23 protein-coding genes are annotated in these 21,451 nt (G+C 63.2%); 6 read left to right on the top strand and 17 right to left on the bottom strand.

Translation table 11 applies throughout. The annotated features are described in order from the left end of the window. Positions 1–2: 2 nt before the first annotated feature. Complete coding sequence (locus tag M5C71_RS28730; protein WP_248769317.1) at positions 3–878, bottom strand: DMT family transporter; 876 nt, start codon at positions 876–878, stop codon at positions 3–5. A gap of 100 nt (positions 879–978) precedes the next feature. On the opposite strand from M5C71_RS28730, the gene M5C71_RS28725 reads away from it, so the two are divergent. The 3 genes from M5C71_RS28725 to M5C71_RS28715 all read left to right on the top strand — a co-directional run bounded on the left by M5C71_RS28725 (position 979) and on the right by M5C71_RS28715 (position 3,426). Next, a complete protein-coding gene (locus tag M5C71_RS28725) occupies positions 979–1,764 on the top strand; it encodes a helix-turn-helix transcriptional regulator (protein ID WP_177101266.1) in 786 nt (261 codons plus the stop codon). 84 nt (positions 1,765–1,848) lie between these two features. Further along, complete coding sequence (locus tag M5C71_RS28720; protein ID WP_248747639.1) at positions 1,849–2,214, top strand: PsiF family protein; 366 nt, start codon at positions 1,849–1,851, stop codon at positions 2,212–2,214. 201 nt (positions 2,215–2,415) lie between these two features. Further along, on the top strand, positions 2,416–3,426 hold the full coding sequence (locus M5C71_RS28715) for a hypothetical protein (protein WP_177101270.1): 1,011 nt from the start codon (positions 2,416–2,418) through the stop codon (positions 3,424–3,426). An 88-nt stretch (positions 3,427–3,514) separates the two neighbouring features. Here the strand turns inward: M5C71_RS28715 and M5C71_RS28710 are convergent, their stop codons facing one another. Further along, positions 3,515–4,780, bottom strand: a complete 1,266-nt coding sequence (locus tag M5C71_RS28710; protein ID WP_248769316.1) for an Hsp70 family protein — start codon at positions 4,778–4,780, stop codon at positions 3,515–3,517. A gap of 309 nt (positions 4,781–5,089) precedes the next feature. Between M5C71_RS28710 and M5C71_RS28705 the strand changes: the two genes are divergently transcribed. Together M5C71_RS28705 and M5C71_RS28700 are read left to right on the top strand one after the other, a co-directional pair. Next, a complete protein-coding gene (locus M5C71_RS28705) occupies positions 5,090–6,040 on the top strand; it encodes a DnaJ C-terminal domain-containing protein (RefSeq protein ID WP_103495237.1) in 951 nt (316 codons plus the stop codon). 2 nt (positions 6,041–6,042) lie between these two features. After that, positions 6,043–6,348: a chaperone modulator CbpM gene (locus tag M5C71_RS28700; protein WP_103495236.1), complete on the top strand. Its 306-nt coding sequence runs from the start codon at positions 6,043–6,045 to the stop codon at positions 6,346–6,348. 15 nt (positions 6,349–6,363) lie between these two features. Here M5C71_RS28700 and M5C71_RS28695 read toward each other — a convergent pair whose 3' ends face one another. Continuing rightward, on the bottom strand, positions 6,364–7,503 hold the full coding sequence (locus tag M5C71_RS28695; protein WP_103495235.1) for a HAMP domain-containing sensor histidine kinase: 1,140 nt from the start codon (positions 7,501–7,503) through the stop codon (positions 6,364–6,366). A gap of 198 nt (positions 7,504–7,701) precedes the next feature. Between M5C71_RS28695 and M5C71_RS28690 the strand changes: the two genes are divergently transcribed. Beyond that, on the top strand, positions 7,702–7,956 hold the full coding sequence (locus M5C71_RS28690) for a hypothetical protein (RefSeq protein ID WP_103495234.1): 255 nt from the start codon (positions 7,702–7,704) through the stop codon (positions 7,954–7,956). A 29-nt stretch (positions 7,957–7,985) separates the two neighbouring features. On the opposite strand, the gene ureC is transcribed toward M5C71_RS28690, so the two are convergent. From ureC to M5C71_RS28620, 14 genes are all read right to left on the bottom strand, one after another. Further along, on the bottom strand, positions 7,986–9,686 hold the full coding sequence (gene ureC, locus M5C71_RS28685) for an urease subunit alpha (protein WP_152741561.1): 1,701 nt from the start codon (positions 9,684–9,686) through the stop codon (positions 7,986–7,988). A 182-nt stretch (positions 9,687–9,868) separates the two neighbouring features. Then, complete coding sequence (locus tag M5C71_RS28680; RefSeq protein WP_100944249.1) at positions 9,869–10,177, bottom strand: urease subunit beta; 309 nt, start codon at positions 10,175–10,177, stop codon at positions 9,869–9,871. Then, positions 10,174–10,707, bottom strand: coding sequence for a GNAT family N-acetyltransferase (locus tag M5C71_RS28675; protein WP_248769315.1), 534 nt, complete (start codon positions 10,705–10,707; stop codon positions 10,174–10,176). Before M5C71_RS28675 ends, M5C71_RS28680 begins: the two co-directional genes overlap by 4 nt. Positions 10,708–10,712: 5 nt before the next feature. Continuing rightward, on the bottom strand, positions 10,713–11,246 hold the full coding sequence (locus M5C71_RS28670; protein ID WP_248769314.1) for a GNAT family N-acetyltransferase: 534 nt from the start codon (positions 11,244–11,246) through the stop codon (positions 10,713–10,715). Positions 11,247–11,254: 8 nt separating this feature from the next. Next, on the bottom strand, positions 11,255–11,557 hold the full coding sequence (gene ureA / locus M5C71_RS28665; RefSeq protein WP_103495230.1) for an urease subunit gamma: 303 nt from the start codon (positions 11,555–11,557) through the stop codon (positions 11,255–11,257). 43 nt (positions 11,558–11,600) lie between these two features. Next, positions 11,601–12,440: an urease accessory protein UreD gene (locus M5C71_RS28660; protein WP_103495229.1), complete on the bottom strand. Its 840-nt coding sequence runs from the start codon at positions 12,438–12,440 to the stop codon at positions 11,601–11,603. A gap of 30 nt (positions 12,441–12,470) precedes the next feature. After that, positions 12,471–13,169 carry an urea ABC transporter ATP-binding subunit UrtE gene (gene urtE / locus M5C71_RS28655; RefSeq protein WP_248769313.1) on the bottom strand — a complete coding sequence of 233 codons (699 nt, stop codon included), beginning with the start codon at positions 13,167–13,169 and terminating at the stop codon, positions 12,471–12,473. A gap of 149 nt (positions 13,170–13,318) precedes the next feature. Continuing rightward, complete coding sequence (gene urtD / locus M5C71_RS28650; protein WP_248769312.1) at positions 13,319–14,179, bottom strand: urea ABC transporter ATP-binding protein UrtD; 861 nt, start codon at positions 14,177–14,179, stop codon at positions 13,319–13,321. Further along, positions 14,176–15,255 (bottom strand): urea ABC transporter permease subunit UrtC, encoded by a 1,080-nt coding sequence (gene urtC / locus M5C71_RS28645; protein WP_103495226.1) that lies wholly within the window; start codon positions 15,253–15,255, stop codon positions 14,176–14,178. The genes urtD and urtC overlap by 4 nt, the downstream gene beginning before the upstream one ends. Then, complete coding sequence (gene urtB, locus M5C71_RS28640; protein ID WP_248769311.1) at positions 15,255–16,757, bottom strand: urea ABC transporter permease subunit UrtB; 1,503 nt, start codon at positions 16,755–16,757, stop codon at positions 15,255–15,257. Before urtB ends, urtC begins: the two co-directional genes overlap by 1 nt. A 159-nt stretch (positions 16,758–16,916) precedes the next feature. Next, the gene (gene urtA, locus M5C71_RS28635) at positions 16,917–18,182 is read right to left on the bottom strand and encodes an urea ABC transporter substrate-binding protein (protein WP_218227687.1); all 1,266 of its coding nucleotides are present in this window, start codon (positions 18,180–18,182) and stop codon (positions 16,917–16,919) included. A 313-nt stretch (positions 18,183–18,495) separates the two neighbouring features. Further along, positions 18,496–19,506: an iron ABC transporter permease gene (locus tag M5C71_RS28630; protein WP_152741568.1), complete on the bottom strand. Its 1,011-nt coding sequence runs from the start codon at positions 19,504–19,506 to the stop codon at positions 18,496–18,498. Continuing rightward, positions 19,503–20,453 carry an ABC transporter substrate-binding protein gene (locus M5C71_RS28625; protein WP_248769310.1) on the bottom strand — a complete coding sequence of 317 codons (951 nt, stop codon included), beginning with the start codon at positions 20,451–20,453 and terminating at the stop codon, positions 19,503–19,505. The genes M5C71_RS28630 and M5C71_RS28625 overlap by 4 nt, the downstream gene beginning before the upstream one ends. Then, a complete protein-coding gene (locus M5C71_RS28620; RefSeq protein ID WP_248769309.1) occupies positions 20,450–21,238 on the bottom strand; it encodes an ABC transporter ATP-binding protein in 789 nt (262 codons plus the stop codon). Before M5C71_RS28620 ends, M5C71_RS28625 begins: the two co-directional genes overlap by 4 nt. Positions 21,239–21,451 lie beyond the last annotated feature (213 nt).

Genomic DNA, 21,451 nt, shown 5'->3' with positions numbered 1-21,451 from the left:
CTTCAGGCGCGGCGCAACGCTGTGGTCCAGCGTTCCGAGAGGATCACCCCGCCGAGTGTCAGTGCCCCGCCCAACAGGTGATACCACGCCAATTCTTCGTGCAGCACCGCGGCGGCAATCAGCGCGGTGATCAGTGGCAGCAGGTTGAAGAACAGCGTGGTCCGGCTCGGCCCGAGGGTGGCCACCGAGCGCATCCACGCCAGCGGCGCCAGCATCGACGCCAGCAGGCAGGCATACAGCACCAGCCCGGCGTTGTGCAGGTTCGGCCCGATCTTCGGCGACATCCAGAACAGCGGGAACAGCACCACCACCGCCACCAGCACCTGCAGGTACAGCAACACCAGCGGTGGCAGGCGCAGTTGCCATTTTTTCAGCAGGGTGCTGTAGACCGCATAGGCCAGGGTGGCGATCAGCATCATTGCGTCACCCAGGTTCACACCGTGGCTCAGCAGCGCCGTGAGGCTGCCGGTCGACACCACCACCAGCACCCCGGCAAACGACAGCACCGCCCCGGCCAAGGCACCGGCGGTCAGGCGCTGGCCGAGGCTGAGGATCGCCAGGGTCAAGGACATCAAGGGCATCAACGACAGGATGATGCCCATGTTGGTGGCCGAGGTCAGGGTCGCGGCGAAGTACGCCAGGCTCTGGTAGACCGCCATGCCGAGCACCCCGAGCACGAAGATCCGGCCCAGGTTCGGACGGATCTGGCTCCAGTGGGCCAGCACCTGGCGAAACATGAACGGAGTGAACAGCAGGCCCGCCAGCAACCAGCGGTAGAAGCCGATCTCCGCCGGGAAGATCGCGCCGACCGCCATCTTGTTGACCACGGTATTGCCGGCCCAGATAAAGATTGCCAGCAGGGGAAACGCGTATTGCATAAGGGTTACAACCAGAATCGTCAATGAGGAGGGATTATCCTCGTGTCTGGATGAAAGCCTATACTTCGATCCGGTCAATTTGCGTTGGAATCCGGACAGCATGGGCAAGCACTACATCGACATCCCCGATTTTCCCTCTTTGCCGGCCTCGGTGTACTTCCGCTATGCCGAATTCGGCCCCGATCGCCATGCGGCAGCCCATTGTCATCCCTGGGGTTCGCTCGACTATGTGTCCCACGGTGTCATCCACTACGAAGTGGCTGGCCGGCGCTTCATGTCGCCGTCGCGCTATGCCTTGTGGATACCGCCGAACACCGTGCACAGCTCCCATAACGCCCAGGCGATTGTCTACCGTTCGGTGTACCTGGCCGAGGAGCATTGCCGCGATCTGCCCGCCGAGGCGAGCACCCTGGCCATCAGCGATATTCTCAAGTCGATCCTCAATGACTTCGCCCGGCGCGATGTGAAAATCCCCGACACCCCGGCGGATGTGCGCCTGGCGCAGGTGTTGGTGGACCAGTTGCACCAGGCCAGGGTGCAGCACTGTTACCTGCCGTATTCCGATGACCCGGCCTTGCTCAAGGTGCTGGAGGGCTTGCAGCAGGACCCGGCGGACAACCGCCCGCTTGTGCAGTGGGCCGAGCAGTTGCACGTCAGTGAGCGAACCCTGGCCCGCCTGTTCGTCCGCGAGTTGGGGATCGGCTTTGGTGAATGGCGCCAGCGCCTGCGCTTTATCGGCGCGCTGCAGGCCTTGGAAACCAGTCGCGGCGTGCAGGAGATCGCCTTCGACCTGGGTTACAGCACGGCCTCGGCGTTTATCGCCATGTTTCAGCGCCAGGCCGGGTGTTCACCGGAGCAATACCGGCGCCAGGCGCGCATGGCCTAGCCTGGCCTCGCTGGATGTGTAACAGCGTTTGTCTACACTGAAGGCATGCCGTGCCCTTCGGTACGGTAACAAGGAGAACACTCCATGAAGATGCTTCGTATCCCATTGTTGTTGATCGGCTTGTTACTTTGCTCGCAGGGGTTTGCGGCGACGGCTCAGCAAAGCAAGATGAGCACTTGCAACGCGGACGCCAAGACCCAGAATCTTGCGGGTGATGCACGCAAGGCCTTTATGAGCAATTGCCTGAAAGCCGCGCCTGCCGCTACTCCCGCGGTCACCCCTGCCGCCACACCGGCCATGCCCGCGAGCAAGGCGGCGACCATGGCGGCACCGGCCAAGGTGCTGACCCCGCAGCAGCAGAAAATGAAGGACTGCAACGCCAACCGGCCCCAGGGGCTCAAGGGCGATGCGTACAAGACCTACATCAGCAATTGCCTGAAGAAGAAGTAGTTTTGACGCTCTACCGGAGCAGGGTTTGCTCGTGATCCGGGCAAGCCCTGCTGCCGCGAAATTTCATGATGCTGCGTCGCCTGCCTGTCACAACTCTTCATTAAGATGCCAGGCCACCGTCCTTCTGGCGCCTGCCGCTGGTCCTCCCAAGAGAAGGCTGGCAGACTGCCTGTCTTTTAGCGCCGTTCTTTTTGAGGCTGTATGTCAGCGTTTTCCCAGCGTTATGTAGTCCTGGCCAGTTTGATCCTTGTTTTCGGTGGGTTGTTGCTGGCATTGCCGTTGCGGCTGCTGCCCAGTCTGCTGGCCGGTTTGTTGGTCTTCGAGCTGGTCAATATGCTCACGCCCAAGCTTGAGCACCTGATTGCCGGACGGCGTGCGCGCTGGCTGGCGGTGGCGTTGCTGGGCACCTTGATCGTCAGTGTGCTGAGCCTGATCTTTGCCGGGGCCATCAGTTTTCTGCTGCATGAAGCGGAAAACCCCGGCGCATCCCTCGGCAAATTCATGGTGGTGGTGGACAAGGCGCGCGGGCAGTTGCCGCCGTTTATCGACGCCTACCTGCCGGCCAGTGCGGCGGAGTTCCAGGTCGCTATCGGCGAGTGGCTGACCAAGCACCTGAGCGAGTTGCAACTGGTGGGCAAGGACGCTGCGCATATGTTCGTGACCCTGCTGATCGGCATGGTGCTGGGGGCGATCGTGGCCTTGCAGCATGCCTCCGACATCACCCTGCGCAAGCCCCTGGCGGCGGCGCTGTTCGACCGCCTGCGGCTGCTGGTACAGGCGTTCCGCAATATCGTCTTCGCGCAGATCAAGATCTCGGCGCTCAACACCGCGTTCACCGCGATCTTCCTGGCGGTGATCCTGCCGCTGTGCGGGATCAAGCTGCCGCTGACCAAGACCCTGATCGTGCTGACCTTCCTGCTCGGGCTGTTGCCGGTGATCGGCAACCTGATGTCCAACACCCTGATCACCATCGTCGGCCTGTCGCTGTCGATCTGGGTCGCGGCGGCGGCGTTGGGCTACCTGATGTTTATCCACAAGCTGGAGTACTTCCTCAACGCGCGGATCGTCGGTGGGCAGATCAGTGCCAAGTCCTGGGAGTTGCTTATGGCGATGCTGGTGTTCGAGGCCGCCTTCGGCCTGCCGGGCGTGGTGGCGGGGCCGATCTATTATGCGTACATCAAGAGCGAGCTGAAGCTGGCGGAGCTGGTCTGACGCGACTGGCGTCATCCCGTCAGGCTTGCCGGCGATGGCGCCGTGGACGGGCGCCGAAGGACCGCGTTGCACCACAGTCCTCGCTGTTTCAGCCGTAGCGCTTCTTCGCTTCGATCGCCAGACCGCTACCAATGCTGCCGAAGATATTGCCTTCCACATGGCGGGCATTGGGCAGCATCGCCGAGACGCTCTGGCGCAGTGCCGGAATGGCGCTGGAGCCGCCGGTGAAGAACACCGTGTCGACCTGCGCGACACCCACCCCGGCATCGCCGAGCAACTGGGTGACGCTGGTGCGGATGCGCTCCAGCAGGTTGTCGATGGCCGACTCGAACAGGGCCCGGCTCAACTCCACGCTCAAGCCCGGCTCGATGCGATCCAGCGGCACATGGCGCAGTGGGGCATGGGTCAGCTCGATCTTGGTTTCTTCGATTTCCATCGCCAGCCAGTGGCCGGCACGCTGTTCGATCAGCTTGAACAGGCGATCGATGCCGCCGGTGTCCTCGATGTCGTAGCGCATGCTGCCCAGGGCCAGCTGGGTTTTCTGCGAGTACACCGAGTTGATGGTGTGCCAGGTCGCCAGGTTCATGTGATGGCTGGTGGGCATATAGGCGCCGCTTTTCATCCGGCTACCGTAGCCGAACAGCGGCATCACGCCTTGCAAACTCAGCTGCTTGTCGAAGTCGGTCCCGCCGATGTGCACGCCGCCGGTGGCGAGGATATCGTCGTGGCGGTTGTCCAGGTCCCGGCGCTCCGGCGACAGGCGCACCAGGGAAAAGTCCGAGGTACCACCGCCGATGTCGACGATCAGCACCAACTCTTCACGGTCCAGGGTCGACTCGTAGTCGAAGGCGGCGGCGATCGGTTCGTACTGGAAGGACACTTCCTTGAAACCGAGCTTCTTCGCTACTTCCGCCAGGGTGTCTTCGGCTTCCTGGTCGGCGGCCGGGTCTTCGTCGACGAAGAACACCGGGCGGCCCAGTACCACTTGCTCGAACTCACGTCCTGCAGTGGTTTCGGCGCGTTGCTTCAACTGGCCGATAAACAGCCCCAGCAGGTCCTTGAATGGCATCGCCGTGCCGAGCACGCTGGTGTCGTGCTTGATCATCTTGGAGCCCAGCAGGCTCTTGAGCGAGCGCATCAGCCGGCCTTCGTAGCCTTCCAGGTACTCATGCAGGGCCAGCCGGCCATAGACCGGACGGCGCTCCTCGAAATTGAAGAAGAGCACCGACGGCAGGGTGATCTTGTCGTCTTCCAGCGCGATCAGCGTTTCCAGGCCGGGGCGTATCCAGCCGACGGTGGAGTTGGAGGTGCCGAAGTCGATACCGCAGGCACGGGCTGGAGAGGCGTTGTTCATGGTGTTCGGGTTCCGGTTGCAAAACGGCCGCGCAGTGTATGCCAGTCGCGCACGGATTCGAAGGCCGGCGATCCGTTAAATAGCGCTTCTTGTAACGGATTGGACTTGAAAGGTGGGCAATCGTCCCCAAACTTGCACTCATTGGTTCTGCCTGTTGCCATCGATGACAAGAAATTCCGGCAACGGCCGATAAACTTCTGCAGCGCCCCTGAGTCACAGCCTTGAGATCGGTCAATCTTTGTCGCGCCGATGCGCGCATGCTGTGTCTTGCCGAGCGGCGCGATATCGATAACGGATGGTGATCCTTAGATGGACTTCAAAGACTATTACAAGATCCTGGGTGTGGAGCCGACGGCGGACGACAAGACCATCAAGGCCGCGTACCGCAAGCTGGCGCGCAAGTATCACCCGGATGTCAGCAAGGAAAAGGACGCCGAAGCGAAGTTCAAGGACGCGTCGGAAGCCTATGAAGCGCTGAAAAGCGCCGACAAGCGCGCCGAATACGACGACTTGCGCAAATACGGCCAGCACGGCCAGCCGTTTCAGGGCCCGCCGGGTTGGCAGGGCCGTGGCGGTTTCGGTGGTGGCGGCGCGGACACAGGCGACTTCTCGGACTTCTTCAGTTCGATCTTCGGCTCGCGCGGCAACGGTTTTGGCGGTGGACAACCAGGCCGCAGCGCCGGCCGGCGAGGGCAGGACGTGGAACTTGAACTACCGATCTTCCTGGAGGAAAGCCTCTCGAACGAGTCGAAGAAGGTCAGCTTCCAGATTCCGCAGCACAATGCCGCCGGGCAGCATGTCAGCAACACCAGCAAGAGCCTGAACGTGAAGATTCCGGCCGGTGTCACCGACGGCGAGCGTATCCGCCTCAAGGGCCAGGGCGCACCGGGTGTCGGCGGTGGGGCAAATGGCGACCTGTACCTGACGATTCGTTTCGCACCTCACCCCAAATTCGATGTCGAAGGAGAGAACCTGATCATCACCCTGCCGCTGGCGCCCTGGGAATTGGCGTTGGGCGCGGAGATCGCGGTGCCGACCCTGACCGGCAAGATCAACCTCAAGGTCCCGGCGGGCAGCCAGAACGGCCAGCGTATGCGGGCCAAGGGCCACGGCCTGCTGAACAAGGCCGGGCAGCGCGGATATCTGTTCGTACAACTCAAGGCGGTGATGCCACGGCAGAACGACGATGCCGTCAAGGCGTTGTGGCAGGAACTGGCGAAAAAGGCCGCCTTCGACCCGAGAGAGCAATGGAGTAGCTAATCATGAGCAGCCCCTTGAACGTTCAACTGGATATGCAGGCTTTTTGTGAGGTGACCCAATTGCCGGTTGCCTACGTGATCGAAATCGTCGAACACGGCATTCTTGAACCTCAGGGGCGCTCGCCCGAGGCCTGGCGTTTTGGCGATGAAGCGCCGGGTATTGCCCGCCGCGCGGTGAAGCTGCATCGGGATCTTGAGCTGGAGTGGGAAGGCGTCGCCCTGGCGCTGGACCTGCTGGCGGAAGTGCAACTGCTGCGGGCGGAGAACCAGATGCTGCGCCAGCGCCTGGGGCGCTTTGTGCACGAGTGAATACAGGCCTGGGCCCTAGGCCCGAGAGATTCTGGGCAGGACCACGGTAAAACGTGTGCCGTCTTCGGCGCTGGAGCTGACCTCTATCGTACCCTGATGGGCCGTCACCACTTCCTTGGCGATATACAGCCCCAACCCCAGGCTGGTGGCGGTACCCGGCTGGCCGATCTCTTCATCAGCGCCGCGCACCAACGGATCGAAGATCGTCGCCAGGGCTTCCTGGGGGATCGGCGTGCCGAAGTTGTGCATGGTCAGGCGAACCCTGTCCGTGCCGCCGTCCAGGCTCAGGGTCAGTGGCCGATGGTTGGCACCGTGCTGCAAGGCATTGCCGATCAGGTTTTGCAGCAGTTGCTCGATGCGCCCGCGATCCCAGACCCCATGGACATCACCTTCCACCTTCAGCAACGGCAGGCAATCCGGCTGCCCGGCCCAGGCTTCATTGATGGCGGCTTTCGCCGCACTGCTCAGGTCCATCGGTGCCGGGTCGATGGGCAGGCTGCTGCCCAGGCGGCTGCGGACAAACTCCAGCAAGTCGCTGATCATGCTGCTCATATGACGGGTGCCACTTTTGATATTGGCGACATAGACCAGGCCGTCGGCATCGAGGCGGGTCTTGCGCACCAGCATTTCGGTGGACATGGTCACGGCCTGCAAGGGCGCTCGCAGGTCATGGCCGAGGATGGCGAGGAAAATATCCCGTGAACGGTTGACCTGCTCGGCGTAGGCGGCGGTGGATTCGGTCAGGGCTTCGTCGATGGCTTCGTTGAAGCGAATCATCTCCTGGAAATGTGTCAGCTCCGGCGACACCAGGCTATTGACCCAGCGGCGAATCACGCAGGCGCGCAGGTGACGGAACTCCGAGGTCATCTGCATCAGGTCGAAACCAGCGGTGTGGCGCAGTTCGCCGTGGCTGGCCGCCGCGATGTCCAGGCCGGGGCTGCTGTCCAGGCTGTCGCCCTTGGACTTAGCGGTCTGTTGGCTGGTGCTCTGGCTGGTTTCCATATCCCGGGCGGCGGCCAGCAGGATCGATTTGGCGTGGTCACGCAAGGCGACCCGGCCCATGGTGTCCGCCGCCGGGGTCAGGGTCTTGGCGAACTGTTCCCACTCATCGACGATGCTGTCGACCTGCTGCACGATAAAGGTTGATAGGTGCATGCTTGTTGCCTCGAAGGGAGGATCGCTCTTTATGAGGGCTAGCTTAGCGCTTTTCAGTCCCTTTTGAGGGGTGGGTTTCAGGTGGCCTGACTCATCTATACCTGTCATTTCTGACAGTAGACGCTACCTCCCGGCAGGCTTAGTGTGAATTCGTGCTGTATTCACTCAAAGCAGTACCTCTTCAAAGGAGCGACTGTCATGAACAAAGCAGATCTGTTGAGCAACACCGAAAGCCAGATCAACCAGGCGGCACTGAGCATTGCCGACGGGAAAAAGGATATGGCCAACGACAATGCCGTCGGCAAATTATTGTTCCTGTGTGCCTTGCATCGTGTGCTGGACGGCAAGCCCCATCCGGGTGACCTCGGGATGATGGATGGGATCAATGACTGCCTGCAGCAGTTGGGGCTGGTCGAGACGTCGAAAACCTTCTTTGCCGCCATCCAACCCTGACGGCCAAGCCATCCATGGCTGGCCTGGGCTCAGAAGAGGAAGTAGCGCTGCGCCATCGGCAGCACGTCCGCCGGTTCGCACCATAGCAGTACGCCATCGGCCTTGACCTGGTAGGTCTGCGGGTCGACGTCGATCTGCGGCAGGTAGTCGTTGTGGATCAGGTCGGTTTTCTGCACATCGCGGCAGCCTTTGACCACCGCAATTTTTTTCTTCAAGCCCAGGCTCTGGGGAATCCCCGCGGCCTGCGCCGCCTGGCTGATAAAGGTCAGGCTGGTGGCGTGCAATGAGCCGCCGTAGCTGGCGAACATCGGCCGGTAGTGCACCGGCTGCGGCGTCGGGATCGAGGCATTGGCGTCGCCCATCAGGCTGGCGGCAATCGCCCCGCCCTTGAGGATCAGCGTCGGTTTCACACCGAAGAACGCCGGGCGCCAGAGCACCAGGTCGGCCCATTTGCCCACTTCGATCGAGCCCACTTCATGGCTGATGCCATGGGTGATCGCCGGGTTGATGGTGTATTTGGCGATGTAGCGCTTGACCCGGAAGTTGCTGTTGCCGTCCCCGTCGCCCGGCAGCGGGCCGCGTTGTTTCTTCATCTTGTCGGCGGTCTGCCAGGTGCGGGTGATGACTTCACCGACCCGGCCCATGGCCTGGCTGTCGGAGCTGATCATCGAGAACGCGCCGAGGTCGTGGAGGATGTCTTCGGCGGCGATGGTTTCCCGGCGGATACGGCTTTCGGCAAAGGCCACGTCCTCGGCGATGCTCGGGTCGAGGTGATGGCAGACCATCAGCATGTCCAGATGTTCGTCGATGGTATTGCGGGTGAACGGCCGGGTCGGGTTGGTCGAGCTGGGCAGCACATTGGGGAAACCGCAGGCCTTGATGATGTCCGGCGCATGGCCGCCGCCCGCGCCTTCGGTGTGATAGGTGTGGATGGTGCGGCCCTTGAACGCGCCGAGGGTGGTTTCGACAAAACCGGATTCGTTGAGGGTGTCGGTGTGGATCGCCACCTGCACGTCGTACTGGTCGGCCACGCTCAGGCAGTTGTCGATGGCCGCCGGCGTGGTGCCCCAGTCTTCGTGGAGCTTGAGGCCGATGGCGCCGGCCTCGACCTGCTCGATCAGCGGCTGTGGCAGGCTGGCGTTGCCCTTGCCGGTGAAGCCGATGTTCATCGGGAAGGCATCGGCGGCCTGGAGCATGCGCGCCAGGTGCCAGGGCCCGGAGGTGCAGGTGGTGGCGTTGGTGCCGGTGGCCGGCCCCGTGCCGCCGCCGATCATGGTGGTGACGCCGCTCATCAGCGCTTCTTCGATCTGCTGCGGGCAGATGAAGTGGATATGGGTGTCGATGCCGCCGGCGGTGAGGATCATGCCTTCGCCGGCGATGACTTCGGTGCTGGCGCCGATGGCGATGGTCACGTCGGGCTGGATATCCGGATTGCCGGCCTTGCCGATGGCGGCGATGCGCCCGTCCTTGAGGCCGACGTCGGCCTTGACGATGCCCCAGTGGTCGATGATCAGGGCGTTGGTGATCAGGGTGTCGACGACCTCAGCGGCCAGCAGCTGGCCCTGGCCCATGCCGTCGCGGATCACCTTGCCGCCGCCGAATTTCACTTCTTCACCGTAGGTGGTGAAGTCCTTTTCCACTTCGATCCACAGTTCGGTGTCGGCCAGGCGCACCTTGTCGCCGACGGTGGGGCCGAACATGTCGGCGTAGGCTTGTCTGGAAATCTTCATTGTGGGTCCTTAAAAAAGGGCGAGCATTCATCCGGTGTCAGGCGAATTGGTGATGGCGAACTTGAGTCCGTCTTCGCGGGCAAGCCCTGCTCCTACAGATTTATGTCGTACGCAGAATTTGTATTCGACGCAGAACTGTAGGAGCAGGGCTTGCCCGCGAAGGCGTCGGTACAGGCAACACCTCAGTCAAGGTCGCCCATCACCCGCCCGGCAAACCCGAACACCCGCCGCAACCCGGCCAACTCCACCAATTCAACGTCCCGGCTCTGCCCCGGTTCGAAGCGCACGGCGGTGCCGGCGGGGATATTCAGGCGCATGCCGCGGCTGGCGGCGCGATCGAAGCTCAAGGCGTCGTTGGTCTCGAAAAAGTGATAGTGCGAACCGACCTGGATCGGTCGGTCACCGCTGTTCGCCACATTCAGGCTGAGGGTGCGGCGACCGACATTGAGTTCGATGTCGCCGGGCTGGATCTGATATTCACCAGGAATCATTCGGGTTGTCCCAGGGTCTTGAAGTAAATGGCGGTGGCCTTGTAGCGACCATCCGGTGTCGTGCAGTAGTTCGGCAGTTCGCCGACCCGGGTGTAGCCCAGGGCGCTGTAGAAGGCTTCGGCTTCGGAGCCGGCCTCGGTGTCGAGGTGCAGCAGGCCACGCTTGTGCTGTTTTGCCGTCTGCTCCAGGGCCTGGATCAGTTGCTGGCCGAGACCGCGATGGCGGGCCTCGCTGTACACCAGCAGCTTCTGGATTTCGGCGCGGTTCAGGCCGTTGGCCTTCTGGCACAGGCTCAGTTGCACGCTGGCCAGCACCTGTTCGTCACGCACCACCACCCAGAGCAGCAGGCTGCCGTCCTGCAGCGCGGTTTGCACCGTATCGAAGTAGTTGCGGGCCTGGCCGGCATCGAGATCGGCCATGAAACCTACACTGGCGCCGTGCCGAACGGCGTCAAGCAGCAAATCGATCAAACCCTGGCGGTAGTGCGCAAAGCTTTCGTTATTCACACGACGCAGTTGGGCGGCGTTCATGGCGGTTACTCCTGGTTGACGGCGGGCGGCAGGGCACCCGGATTCAGAGTCAGTTGCATAAAGGTCAGGTCCAGCCAGCGGCCGAACTTCACCCCCACCTGGGGCATCTGCCCGGTGATGGTGAAACCCTGGCGTTCATGCAGGCGAATGGAAGCGGCGTTACCACTTTCGATGGCGGCGACCATTACATGTTTGCCGCAGCCACGGGCGCGCTCGATCAGCACTGCCATCAGTTGCGGGCCAAGGCCATTGCCGCGCTGGTCGCTGCGCACATAGACCGAGTGTTCGACGGTGTGGCGGAAGCCCTCGAAGGGCCGCCAGTCGCCGAAGGAGGCATAGCCGAGCACGGTGTCAGCACTGTCGACGATCACCAGGATCGGGTAAGCCTGGCCTTGCCGGGCGCTGAACCAGGCCTGGCGATTGCCCAGGTCCACCGGTTGTTCGTTCCAGATCGCCGTGGTGTTGAGCACCGCGTCGTTGTAGATGTCGCGGATCGCCGGCAGGTCGGCGTGGACGGCATCGCGGATTACGTAGGACATGCTCGGCCTCAGGCGATGGGTTGGTGGACGGTGACCAGCTTGGTGCCATCGGGGAAGGTGGCCTCGACCTGGATCTCCGGGATCATTTCCGGGATGCCTTCCATCACTTGTTCGCGGTTGAGCAGGGTGGTGCCGAAGTGCATCAGCTCGGCCACGGTCCGGCCATCGCGGGCACCTTCCAGCAGAGCCGCCGAGATATAGGCCATGGCTTCCGGATAGTTGAGTTTCACCCCACGGGCCAGGCGCCGTTCGGCCACCAGACCAGCGGTAAAAATCAGCAGTTTGTCTTTTTCGCGGGGAGTCAGGTCCATGGTTCGGAGTCCGTTGGCAGGCAGTAAAAGAAGGTTGGCATATTCATGTGTTCCAGATCCTCGGCGGCACGGCCTCGCGCCCCAGCAGGGCCGGGCGCAATAGCCGCCACAGCTCGATCAGCCAGGCACGGGCATGCAGGGCCTCGCCGGCCAGGCAGCGGGCGACCAGCAGGCCGGGCAGTTGGGTGAGGTCGCCGCGCACCCGGGTCGGCACTGAACGGCAGCGTTCGAGCAGCTCGCTGTCGATCTCACCGGTCACCAGCAGGGTGGCGAAGACCGGTTGGCCGTCGAGGCCGATGGGCGAGTCGAGCAGGCCGTCGTCGCCCTGGATGCGTTGGCGTTCGTGCCAGAGCAGTTGGCCGTCGCGACGGATATCCAGCTGTGACTGGAAATGCCCGCGATCAAAGCGTTCACCGCTGGCGGGGCGCCCGAGGGCGACCATATCCCAGTAGAGCAAGCGGGCGTCGCCTTCAAGGTCAATGCGGGTGTTCAACTCGGCCTGGGCCGCGCTGAAGACGATGGTTTCCTGGGGCAGCCATTCCAGGGTCGCGCCGGCGGCGACCTTCAGGTCCAGGGTCTGGTAGGCCGGCCCGTTGGCGCGATACCACTTCGCGGCGCCGGGGCTGGTCAGTTGCGCCCAGGCATCGGTTTCGACGCGGGCGCTGATGGCCAGCCGGTCACCGCCGGCAATCCCCCCGGGCGGGTGGACGATAATGTGCTGGCAGACTTGCGGACCTTCGGCGTACAGGTGTTTCTGCACCCGCAACGGGCCCAGGTGGCGCCGGGTGACCGGGCGCGTGCAATCGCCGAAGCGGGCGTAGCCGAGTTCGAGCTCGGCGTGCCAGCTGGGAGTGAACAGGGCGTGAGTGACAGTTGAATTCATGGTTTCTAATTATCGTCGTGACGCTACAGGTTAGATCGTAACCAGTCCGCGCACACCTTCGGCTTCCATATTTTCTCCGCGACCTTGCTGGACAATCTCGCCCCGGGACATCACCAGGTACTGATCGGCCAACTCGGCGGCGAAATCGTAGAACTGCTCCACCAGCAGGATCGCCATATCGCCGCGGGCGGCGAGTTTCTTGATCACCGCGCCGATCTCCTTGATCACCGAGGGCTGGATGCCTTCGGTGGGTTCGTCGAGGATCAGCAGGCGTGGACGGCTGGCCAGGGCCCTTCCGATGGCCAGCTGTTGCTGCTGGCCGCCGGAAAGATCGCCGCCACGGCGTTGCTTCATTTGCAGCAGGACCGGGAATAGTTCGTAGATGAACGCCGGCACTTCCTTGGCGTCGGCGCCAGGGAAGCGCGAGAGGCCCATCAGCAGGTTTTCTTCCACGCTCAGGCGGCCGAAGATTTCCCGGCCCTGGGGCACGTAGGCAATGCCGGCGTGGACCCGTTGGTGCGGTTTGAGGTTGGTGATGGGTTTGCCTTCCCACTGCACCGCCCCTTCCTTGGCCGGCAGCAGGCCCATCAGGCATTTGAGCAGGGTAGTCTTGCCCACCCCGTTGCGGCCCAGCAGGCAGGTGACTTCGCCGACTTTCACGTCAAAGGACAGGCCCCGCAGGATGTGGCTGCCGCCGTAGTACTGGTGCAGTTTGTCGACTTGGAGCATGGTTGTATTCCTGAACCTGTGGTGTTTCGTCGATCGCTATCGCTGGCAAGCCAGCTCCTACAGGGGGGGCGGAGACACTCACTGCCCTTGTGGGAGCCGGCTTGCTGGCGATGGCGATGTCACATTCGCCGCCATCGTGAGCCGTGTTTTCATCGACCGAGGTAGACTTCGATCACCCGCTCGTTTTCCTGCACCTGCTCAAGCGAGCCTTCGGCCAGCACACTGCCCTGGTGCAGCACGGTGACATGGTCGGCAATCGCGCCGACAAAACCCATGTCGTGCTCCACCACCATCAGCGAATGCTTGCCGGCCAGGCTCTTGAACAGCTCGGCGGTGAACTCGGTCTCGGCATCGGTCATGCCCGCCACCGGTTCGTCGAGCAGCAACAGTTGCGGGTCCTGCACCAGCAACATGCCGATCTCCAGGAACTGCTTCTGGCCATGGGACAACAAACCGGCCGGGCGATTGACCGAGCCGGTCAGGCGAATGGTTTCCAGGACCTGGGCAATCCCGTCCTTCTGCTCACCGCTCAAACGCGCCCGCAGGCTGGCCCATACCGATTTGTCGGTCTTCTGCGCCAGCTCCAGGTTCTCGAACACCGTCAGCGCCTCGAACACCGTCGGCTTCTGGAACTTGCGGCCGATCCCGGCCTGGGCGATCTGCACTTCGCTCATCGCCGACAGGTCGAGGGTTTCGCCGAACCAGGCCTTGCCATGGCTGGGGCGGGTCTTGCCGGTGATCACGTCCATCAGGGTGGTCTTGCCCGCGCCATTGGGGCCGATGATGCAGCGCAGCTCGCCGACGCCGATGTACAGGTTCAGGTTGTTCAGGGCCTTGAAGCCGTCGAAGCTGACGCTGATATCTTCCAGGGTCAGGATGGTGCCGTGGCGGGTGTCCAGGCCGTCGCCCCTGGCCTGGCCGAGACCGAGGGCGTCGCGGCTGCTGCCGGCGTCCTTGTTGGGTTCGAGGATCGGTTCGAGCATGAATTCGGCGGTCGCGGTGACTCTCATTGTTCGCCCCTTTTCTTCAGCAGCCCGATCACGCCCTTGGGCAGATACAGGGTCACGACGATAAACAGCGCGCCGAGGAAAAACAGCCAGTATTCGGGAAAGGCCACGGTGAACCAGCTCTTCATGCCGTTGACCATGCCCGCGCCGAGCAGCGGGCCGATCAGGCTGCCGCGCCCGCCCAGGGCCACCCACACGGCGGCCTCGATGGAGTTGGTCGGTGACATTTCGCTGGGGTTGATGATCCCCACCTGCGGCACATACAGCGCCCCGGCCAGTCCGCACAACACGGCGCTCAAGACCCAGACGAAGAGCTTGAAGCCACGGGGATCGTAGCCACAGAACATCAGGCGGTTTTCCGCATCGCGCAATGCCGTCAGCACCCGCCCGAACTTGCTCCTGGCCAGGCGCCAGCCGCTGTAGAGGCTGGTCACCAGCAAGACCACGGTGGCGAAGAACAGCACCGCGCGGGTGCCCGGTTCGGTGATGCCGAAACCGAGGATGCTGCGGAAGTTGGTAAAGCCGTTGTTGCCGCCGAAGCCGGTTTCGTTGCGGAAGAACAGCAGCATGCCGGCGAAGGTCAGGGCCTGGGTCATGATCGAGAAATACACGCCCTTGATCCGCGAGCGGAAGGCGAAGAAGCCGAACACCAGCGCCAGCAGCCCCGGCGCCAGCACCACCAGGCACAGGGCCCAGAGAAAGTGGCTGGTGCCGGTCCAGTACCAGGGCAGTTCGGTCCAGGACAGGAAGGTCATGAACGCCGGCAGCTCGTCGCCGGACGCCTGGCGCATCAGGTACATGCCCATGGCGTAGCCGCCGAGGGCGAAGAACAGGCCATGGCCCAGGGATAGCAGGCCGGCGTAACCCCAGACCAGGTCCAGGGCCAGGGCGACGATGGCGTAGCAGAGAATCTTGCCCACCAGGGTCAGGGTGTAGGCCGAGACGTGGAACAGGTTCTCCGGCGGCAGCAGCGACAGCAGCGGCAGGGCCAGCAGCAGCGCCAGCACGATCGCGCCGACGGCAATGGTCAGGCCGGGCCCGGCTTTTTGGCTCGCGGTGAGCATCAGGGGCTGGTTCATCAGTCGATCACCCGTCCTTTCAGTGCGAAGAGTCCTTGCGGGCGTTTCTGGATAAACAGAATGATCAGCGCGAGGATCAGGATCTTGCCCAGCACCGCACCGATCTGCGGTTCGAGGATCTTGTTGGCGATGCCCAGGCCGAAGGCGGCCATGACGCTGCCGGCCAACTGGCCGACCCCGCCAAGCACCACCACCAGGAAGGAGTCGATGATGTAGCTCTGGCCGAGGTCCGGGCCGACGTTGCCGATCTGGCTCAGGGCGACGCCGCCCAAACCGGCGATCCCGGAGCCGAGGCCAAAGGCGAGCATGTCCACCCGTCCGGTGGGCACGCCGCAGCAGGCGGCCATATTGCGGTTCTGGGTGACGGCGCGGACGTTCAGGCCCAGGCGGGTTCTGTTCAGAAGCAGCCAGGTGAGGACCACCACGAACAGCGCGAAGGCGATGATCACCAGGCGGTTGTAGGGCAGGACCAGATTGGGCAGCACCTGGATGCCGCCGGAAAGCCAGGCCGGGTTGGCCACCTCGACGTTCTGCGCACCGAATACCAGGCGGACCAGCTGGATCAGCATCAGGCTGATGCCCCAGGTGGCGAGCAGGGTTTCCAGTGGTCGCCCGTAGAGATGGCGGATGATCGTGCGTTCCAGGGCCATGCCGATCCCGGCGGTGACGAAGAACGCCACCGGCAGGGCCACCAGTGGGTAGAACTCGATGGCCTGGGGCAGGAAGCGCTGGAACAGCAACTGCACGACATAGGTGGCATAGGCACCGAGCATCAGCATTTCGCCGTGGGCCATATTGATCACCCCGAGCAGGCCGAAGGTGATCGCCAGGCCGAGGGCCGCCAGCAGCAGGATCGAGCCCAGGGACAGGCCGCTGAAGGCCTGGCCGAGCCATTCGCCGATCATCAGCTTGCGTTTGACTTGCGCCAGGCTGGTTTCGGCGGCGGTGTGCACGCCGGCGTCGGCTTCGACCCCGGGTTGCAGCAGGCCTTCGAGGCGGGTGCGGGCCAGCGGGTCGCCACTGTCACCGAGCAGGCGCACGGCGGCCAGGCGGACGGCCGGGTCGCTGTCGACCAATTGCAGATTGGCCAGGGCCAGGCTCAGGGCGGCGTGGACATCGGTGTCGGTTTCGCCGGCCAGTTGCTGGTCGAGGAATTTCAGCTGCGCCGGCTTGGCGCTTTTTTGCAGTTGCTGGGCGGCGGCCAGGCGCACCTTGGCATCGGCGGCGAGCAGTTGCTGGGCGGCGACGGCGGTGTCGATCAGGCCGCGCAGGCGGTTGTTCAGGCGCAGGGTCTTGGTTTCGCCATTGAGGGTCAACTGTCCACTTTGCAGGGCGTTGATCAGCTCGATGCGTGCCGGTTCCGGGTGCGCGGCCCAGGTTTCCAGCAGGGCGGCCTGTTGGCTGGAGTCGGCGGCGACGAAGTCTTCGGCGTCCCCGGCGTGGGCGGCCATCGGCAACAGCAGTGCCAGGGCTAGGAGAAAGCGGTATAGGGCAGTGGGCATAGCAATGGCCTTGCATAAGACCTTGTAGGAGCCGGCTTGCCGGCGATGAGGCCCGCAAGTCTTGTATCGACCGTCCGGCCGCCATCGCCGGCAAGCCGGCTCCTACAAGGGGATTGGGTCGGCCCGCGAATACCTGCCGGGCCGACCGTCAGCGATTACTCAGTTGCTCTTCACCGCATAATCCGGCTTCTTGTCGTTGCCCGGGATAAACGGGCTCCACGGCTGGGCACGGATCGGGCCCTTGGTCTGCCAGACCACGTTGAACTGACCGTCGGCCTGGATCTCGCCGATCATCACCGGCTTGTGCAGGTGATGGTTGGTCGGGTCCATGGTCAGGGTGTAGCCCGACGGTGCGGCGAAGGTCTGGCCGGCCAGAGCTTCACGGACTTTGTCGACATCGGTGGACTTGGCTTTTTCCGCCGCCTGGGCCCACATGTGGATGCCGACGTAGGTGGCCTCCATCGGGTCGTTGGTCACGGCCTTGTCGGCGCCCGGGAGGTTTTTCTTCTTGGCGTAGGCTTTCCAGTCGGCGACGAATTTCTTGTTCACCGGGTTATCCACCGACTCGAAGTAGTTCCACGCCGCCAGGTTGCCCACCAACGGCTTGGTATCGATGCCGCGCAGTTCTTCCTCGCCCACGGAGAAGGCCACCACCGGTACGTCGGTGGCTTTCAGGCCCTGGTTGGCCAGTTCCTTGTAGAACGGCACATTGGAGTCGCCATTGACGGTGGAGATGACGGCCGTCTTGCCGCCGGCGGAGAACTTCTTGATGTTGGCGACGATGGTCTGGTAGTCGGCGTGGCCGAACGGGGTGTAGACCTCTTCGATATCCTTGTCCGCGACCCCCTTGGAATGCAGGAACGAACGCAGGATCTTGTTGGTGGTGCGCGGGTAGACATAGTCGGTGCCGAGCAGGAAGAAGCGCTTGGCCGCGCCGCCGTCTTCGCTCATCAGGTATTCCACCGCCGGGATCGCCTGCTGGTTCGGCGCGGCGCCGGTGTAGAACACGTTCGGCGACATTTCCTCGCCTTCATACTGCACCGGGTAGAACAGCAGGCCGTTGAGTTCCTCGAACACCGGCAGCACCGATTTGCGCGACACCGAGGTCCAGCAACCGAACACCACGGCGACCTTGTCCTGGGTCAGCAACTGCCGGCTTTTTTCGGCGAACAGCGGCCAGTTGGACGCTGGGTCGACCACCACCGGTTCGAGCATCTTGCCGTTGACTCCACCCTTGGCGTTGATCTCGTCGATGGTCATCAGCGCCATGTCTTTGAGCGAGGTTTCGGAGATTGCCATGGTGCCGGACAGCGAGTGCAGGATGCCGACCTTGATGGTCTCGGCGGCCTGGACGGTCCAGGTCATGCCCATGGCGGCAATGGATGCCGTCAGTGTGAAAGCCTTGATCAAGCTACGACGCTTCATTGGTGCGATCTCCAGATGTTCAAAGTTTTTTTGGTTGGCAGATGCAGACACTGAAGGGGCTTTTGCAAAGGCTGTGCCCAGTCGGGGAAAGGCAGGAAACCGTCGTGTTTGAGCGGTACTGGTCTGAACAGTCGCACCAAGCGGGGGCGACATGGGCGTTGCGGTGCGCAGAGAGTGCCAGATTGGTGCTGATACCGTCTTCGCGACGGTCCGGGGCTCCGACAAGTTCTGCTCCTACAGTGTCAGTGTCGAGCAACTATATTTGTGAACGACGCAGAACCTGTAGGAGCAGAGCTTGCTCGCGAAGAGGCCCTCACCGGCGCCGCATCAGCCCGATAAAAAACAACCCGCCAATGGCCGCCGTGGCCACCCCGATTGGCAAGTCTTCGGGCGCGATCAGGGTCCGCGCCGCGACATCGACCCAGACCAGGAACAGGCTCCCCAGCAGCGCCGACACCGGCAGCAGGCGCCGGTGTTCCGCGCCCACCAGGTAGCGGGCGATATGCGGCACCATCAGGCCGACAAAACCGATGGAGCCGCTGATGGAAACCAGCACGCCGGTCATCAGCGAGGCGATCAGGAATACCTTCAGACGCACATTGCGTGCACTCAGGCCGAGGGTCACGGCAGTCTGCTCGCCAGCCATAAGGGCGTTCAATGGCCGGGCCATGCTCACCAGCAGCACCAGCCCCAGCAGCACGCTCGCCGCCGGTATCGGCAGCAGCTCCCAACGCGCCAGGCCGAGGCCGCCAAGCATCCAGAACAGCACCGCGGAGCTGGCCCGATGATCGCCGAGAAACAGCAGCAGGTTGGCCAGCGCCATCATCACGAAGGACACCGCGACCCCGCACAGCAGCAGCCGGTCGCTCTCCAGCCGACCGTTGCGACTGGCGATGGCGAGCACCGCCAGCATACTGGCCAGGGCACCGATAAAGGCGGCGATGGGCAAGGTCAGCAGGCCGACGATCTCGCCCACATGCAGGACCACGATCACCGCGCCGAGGGTCGCCCCGGAGGTCACCCCGAGCAGGTGCGGGTCGGCCAGGGGATTGCGCGTGACCGCCTGCAAGACCGCGCCGATCAACGCCAGCCCGGCGCCCACCAGCACGCCGAGGAGCATGCGCGGTACGCGGATCAGCCAGACGATATGCTCCTGCCCGGCGCTCCAGTTCACCTCGCCCAGGCCCAGCGCCTTGTACGAGAGAATCCGCCACACGACATCCACCGGCACCCGCGCCGGGCCGAAGCCCAGGGAGAGGACGCAGGACAGCAGCAACAAGGCGCCGAGGGCGGCCAGCAACGAGCCATAGCGGCGATTCATCATTGCGGGTGGAAGGCCTTGGCGAGGGTTTCGATGGCCTTGACGTTATCGATGCCCGGCGTCGCCTCGACATAAGGGATGACCACGAAGCGCTTGTTGCGGATAGCGTCCACCGACTGCAGCGCCGGGTTGGTTTCCAGGAAGTGCTGCTTCTGCTCGGCGGTGACTTCGCTGTAGTCGACGATCACGATCACCTGGGGATTTTTCTCCACCACGCTTTCCCAGTTGACCCGGGTCCAGCTGGCATCGACGTCGTCGAGGACGTTGCGCCCGCCAGCGGCTTCGATCAGCGCCTGGGGCATGGCCAGGCGGCCGGAGGTCATGGCGCGGTCTTCGCCGCTGTCATAGAGGAACACTCGTGGACGGTCGGCCGGCAGGGTTTTCTGCACCGTGGCCACCCGCGCCCGCATCTCGCCGATCAGGGCATTGGCGCGGTCCTGCACGTCGAAGATCTTGCCCAGGTTGTGCAGGTCGTTGTAGGTGTCGTCGAGGCTGGCACCCGCGCGTTTCATCACGAAGGCACAGGACTCGGTCAGCTCGTAGACGTTGATGCCCAGGGGCGTCAGTGTCGCCGGGGTGAGGGCGCCGCCGACCGTCATGCCGTAGTCCCAGCCGGCGAAGAAGAAATCGACGTTGGCATTGAGCAGGGTTTCCACCGACGGGTACTTGGCCGCCAGTTCCGGCAGGCCGTCGAGGGTTTTCGCCATTTCCGGGGTGACTGATTTCCAGCCGCTGATCCCGCTATAGCCGGCCATGCGTGGCTTGAGGCCGAGGGCGAGCATCATCTGGGTCATGTTGATGTCATGGCTGACCGCGTGTTTCGGCGCCTCCTTGAAGGTCACCTCGCGGTTGCAGCTCTGGAGCGTCAGCGGGTAGTGCGTCGATTCGGCCAGGGCGGCCATGGACGTGAACAGTGAACCGAGGCAGAGCGCCAGGTGCCGTAGCTTCATGGTTGGGTTATCCAGGTGATTCGCGGGTAGCCGGAGAGTGGGTGGGTATCGATCAGCGCTTCGACGCCGAAGACTTCCCGTAGCAGCTCGACGGTCAGGACCTCGGCGGGTGTGCCGCTGGCGACGATGCGCCCGTGCTGGAGCACATACAGCCGGTCGCAGAAGGCCGCGGCGAGGTTGAGGTCGTGGATGCTCGCCAGGGTGCCGATCTTCAGTTGCCTGACCAGGCGCAACAGTTCCAGCTGGAAGCGCGGGTCGAGGTGGTTGGTCGGTTCGTCGAGGATCAGCAGTTGCGGTTGCTGGGCCAGGGCGCGGGCGAGGATCACGCGTTGTTTTTCACCACCGGAGAGGGTGGCGAAGGCGTGCTCTTCGAAGCCCTGCATACCTACTGATTCAATGGATTGACGAATCAGTCGGCGGTCGGCCTCGGTGTCGCCGTCGAAGAGTTTCTTGTGCGGGGTGCGGCCCATGGCGACCACTTCGTCAACGGTCAGGCCAAAGGCATCGGGGAATTCCTGGAGCACCACGGCGATGCGCTGGGCGCACCAGCGTGGCGATTGTTTCCAGACGTTCTGGTGTTCGAGCAGGACCTCGCCGTGTCCCGGTTGGCTGAAGCGGTAGGCGCAACGCAGCAGGCTGGTCTTGCCGCTGCCGTTGGGACCGATCAGGCCGACGAACTCACCGGCCGCCACCCGCAGGTTGGCATCACGCAGTTGAAACTGGTGTTGGCAGCGGTCATGGCCGGGAGGCGTCCAGGCGAGATCGGTGAGGGTCAGCGAGGTCATTTGTTACTCATTGTCGGGGGGAATACACGCAAAACCCTTGTAGGAGCCGGCTTGCCGGCGATGGCGGCCGAAAGACCGATGCAGGGCTCACAGGCCTCATCGCCGGCAAGCCGGCTCCTACAAGTTTGCGGCGCACATTGTTATATTGTAACAGTGTGCGTTTGCAATAGTTTCGCATTAAAAGCCTACAGATTCCCCTGTGCCGTGCCTCTC

Origin of the sequence: Pseudomonas sp. MWU12-2345 (assembly GCF_023242385.1) — a bacterium.
Taxonomy (GTDB): Bacteria; Pseudomonadota; Gammaproteobacteria; order Pseudomonadales; family Pseudomonadaceae; genus Aquipseudomonas; species Aquipseudomonas gingeri_D.
Note: the sequence above shows the minus strand (reverse complement) of the source record. Positions and strands in the feature narration are given on the sequence as shown.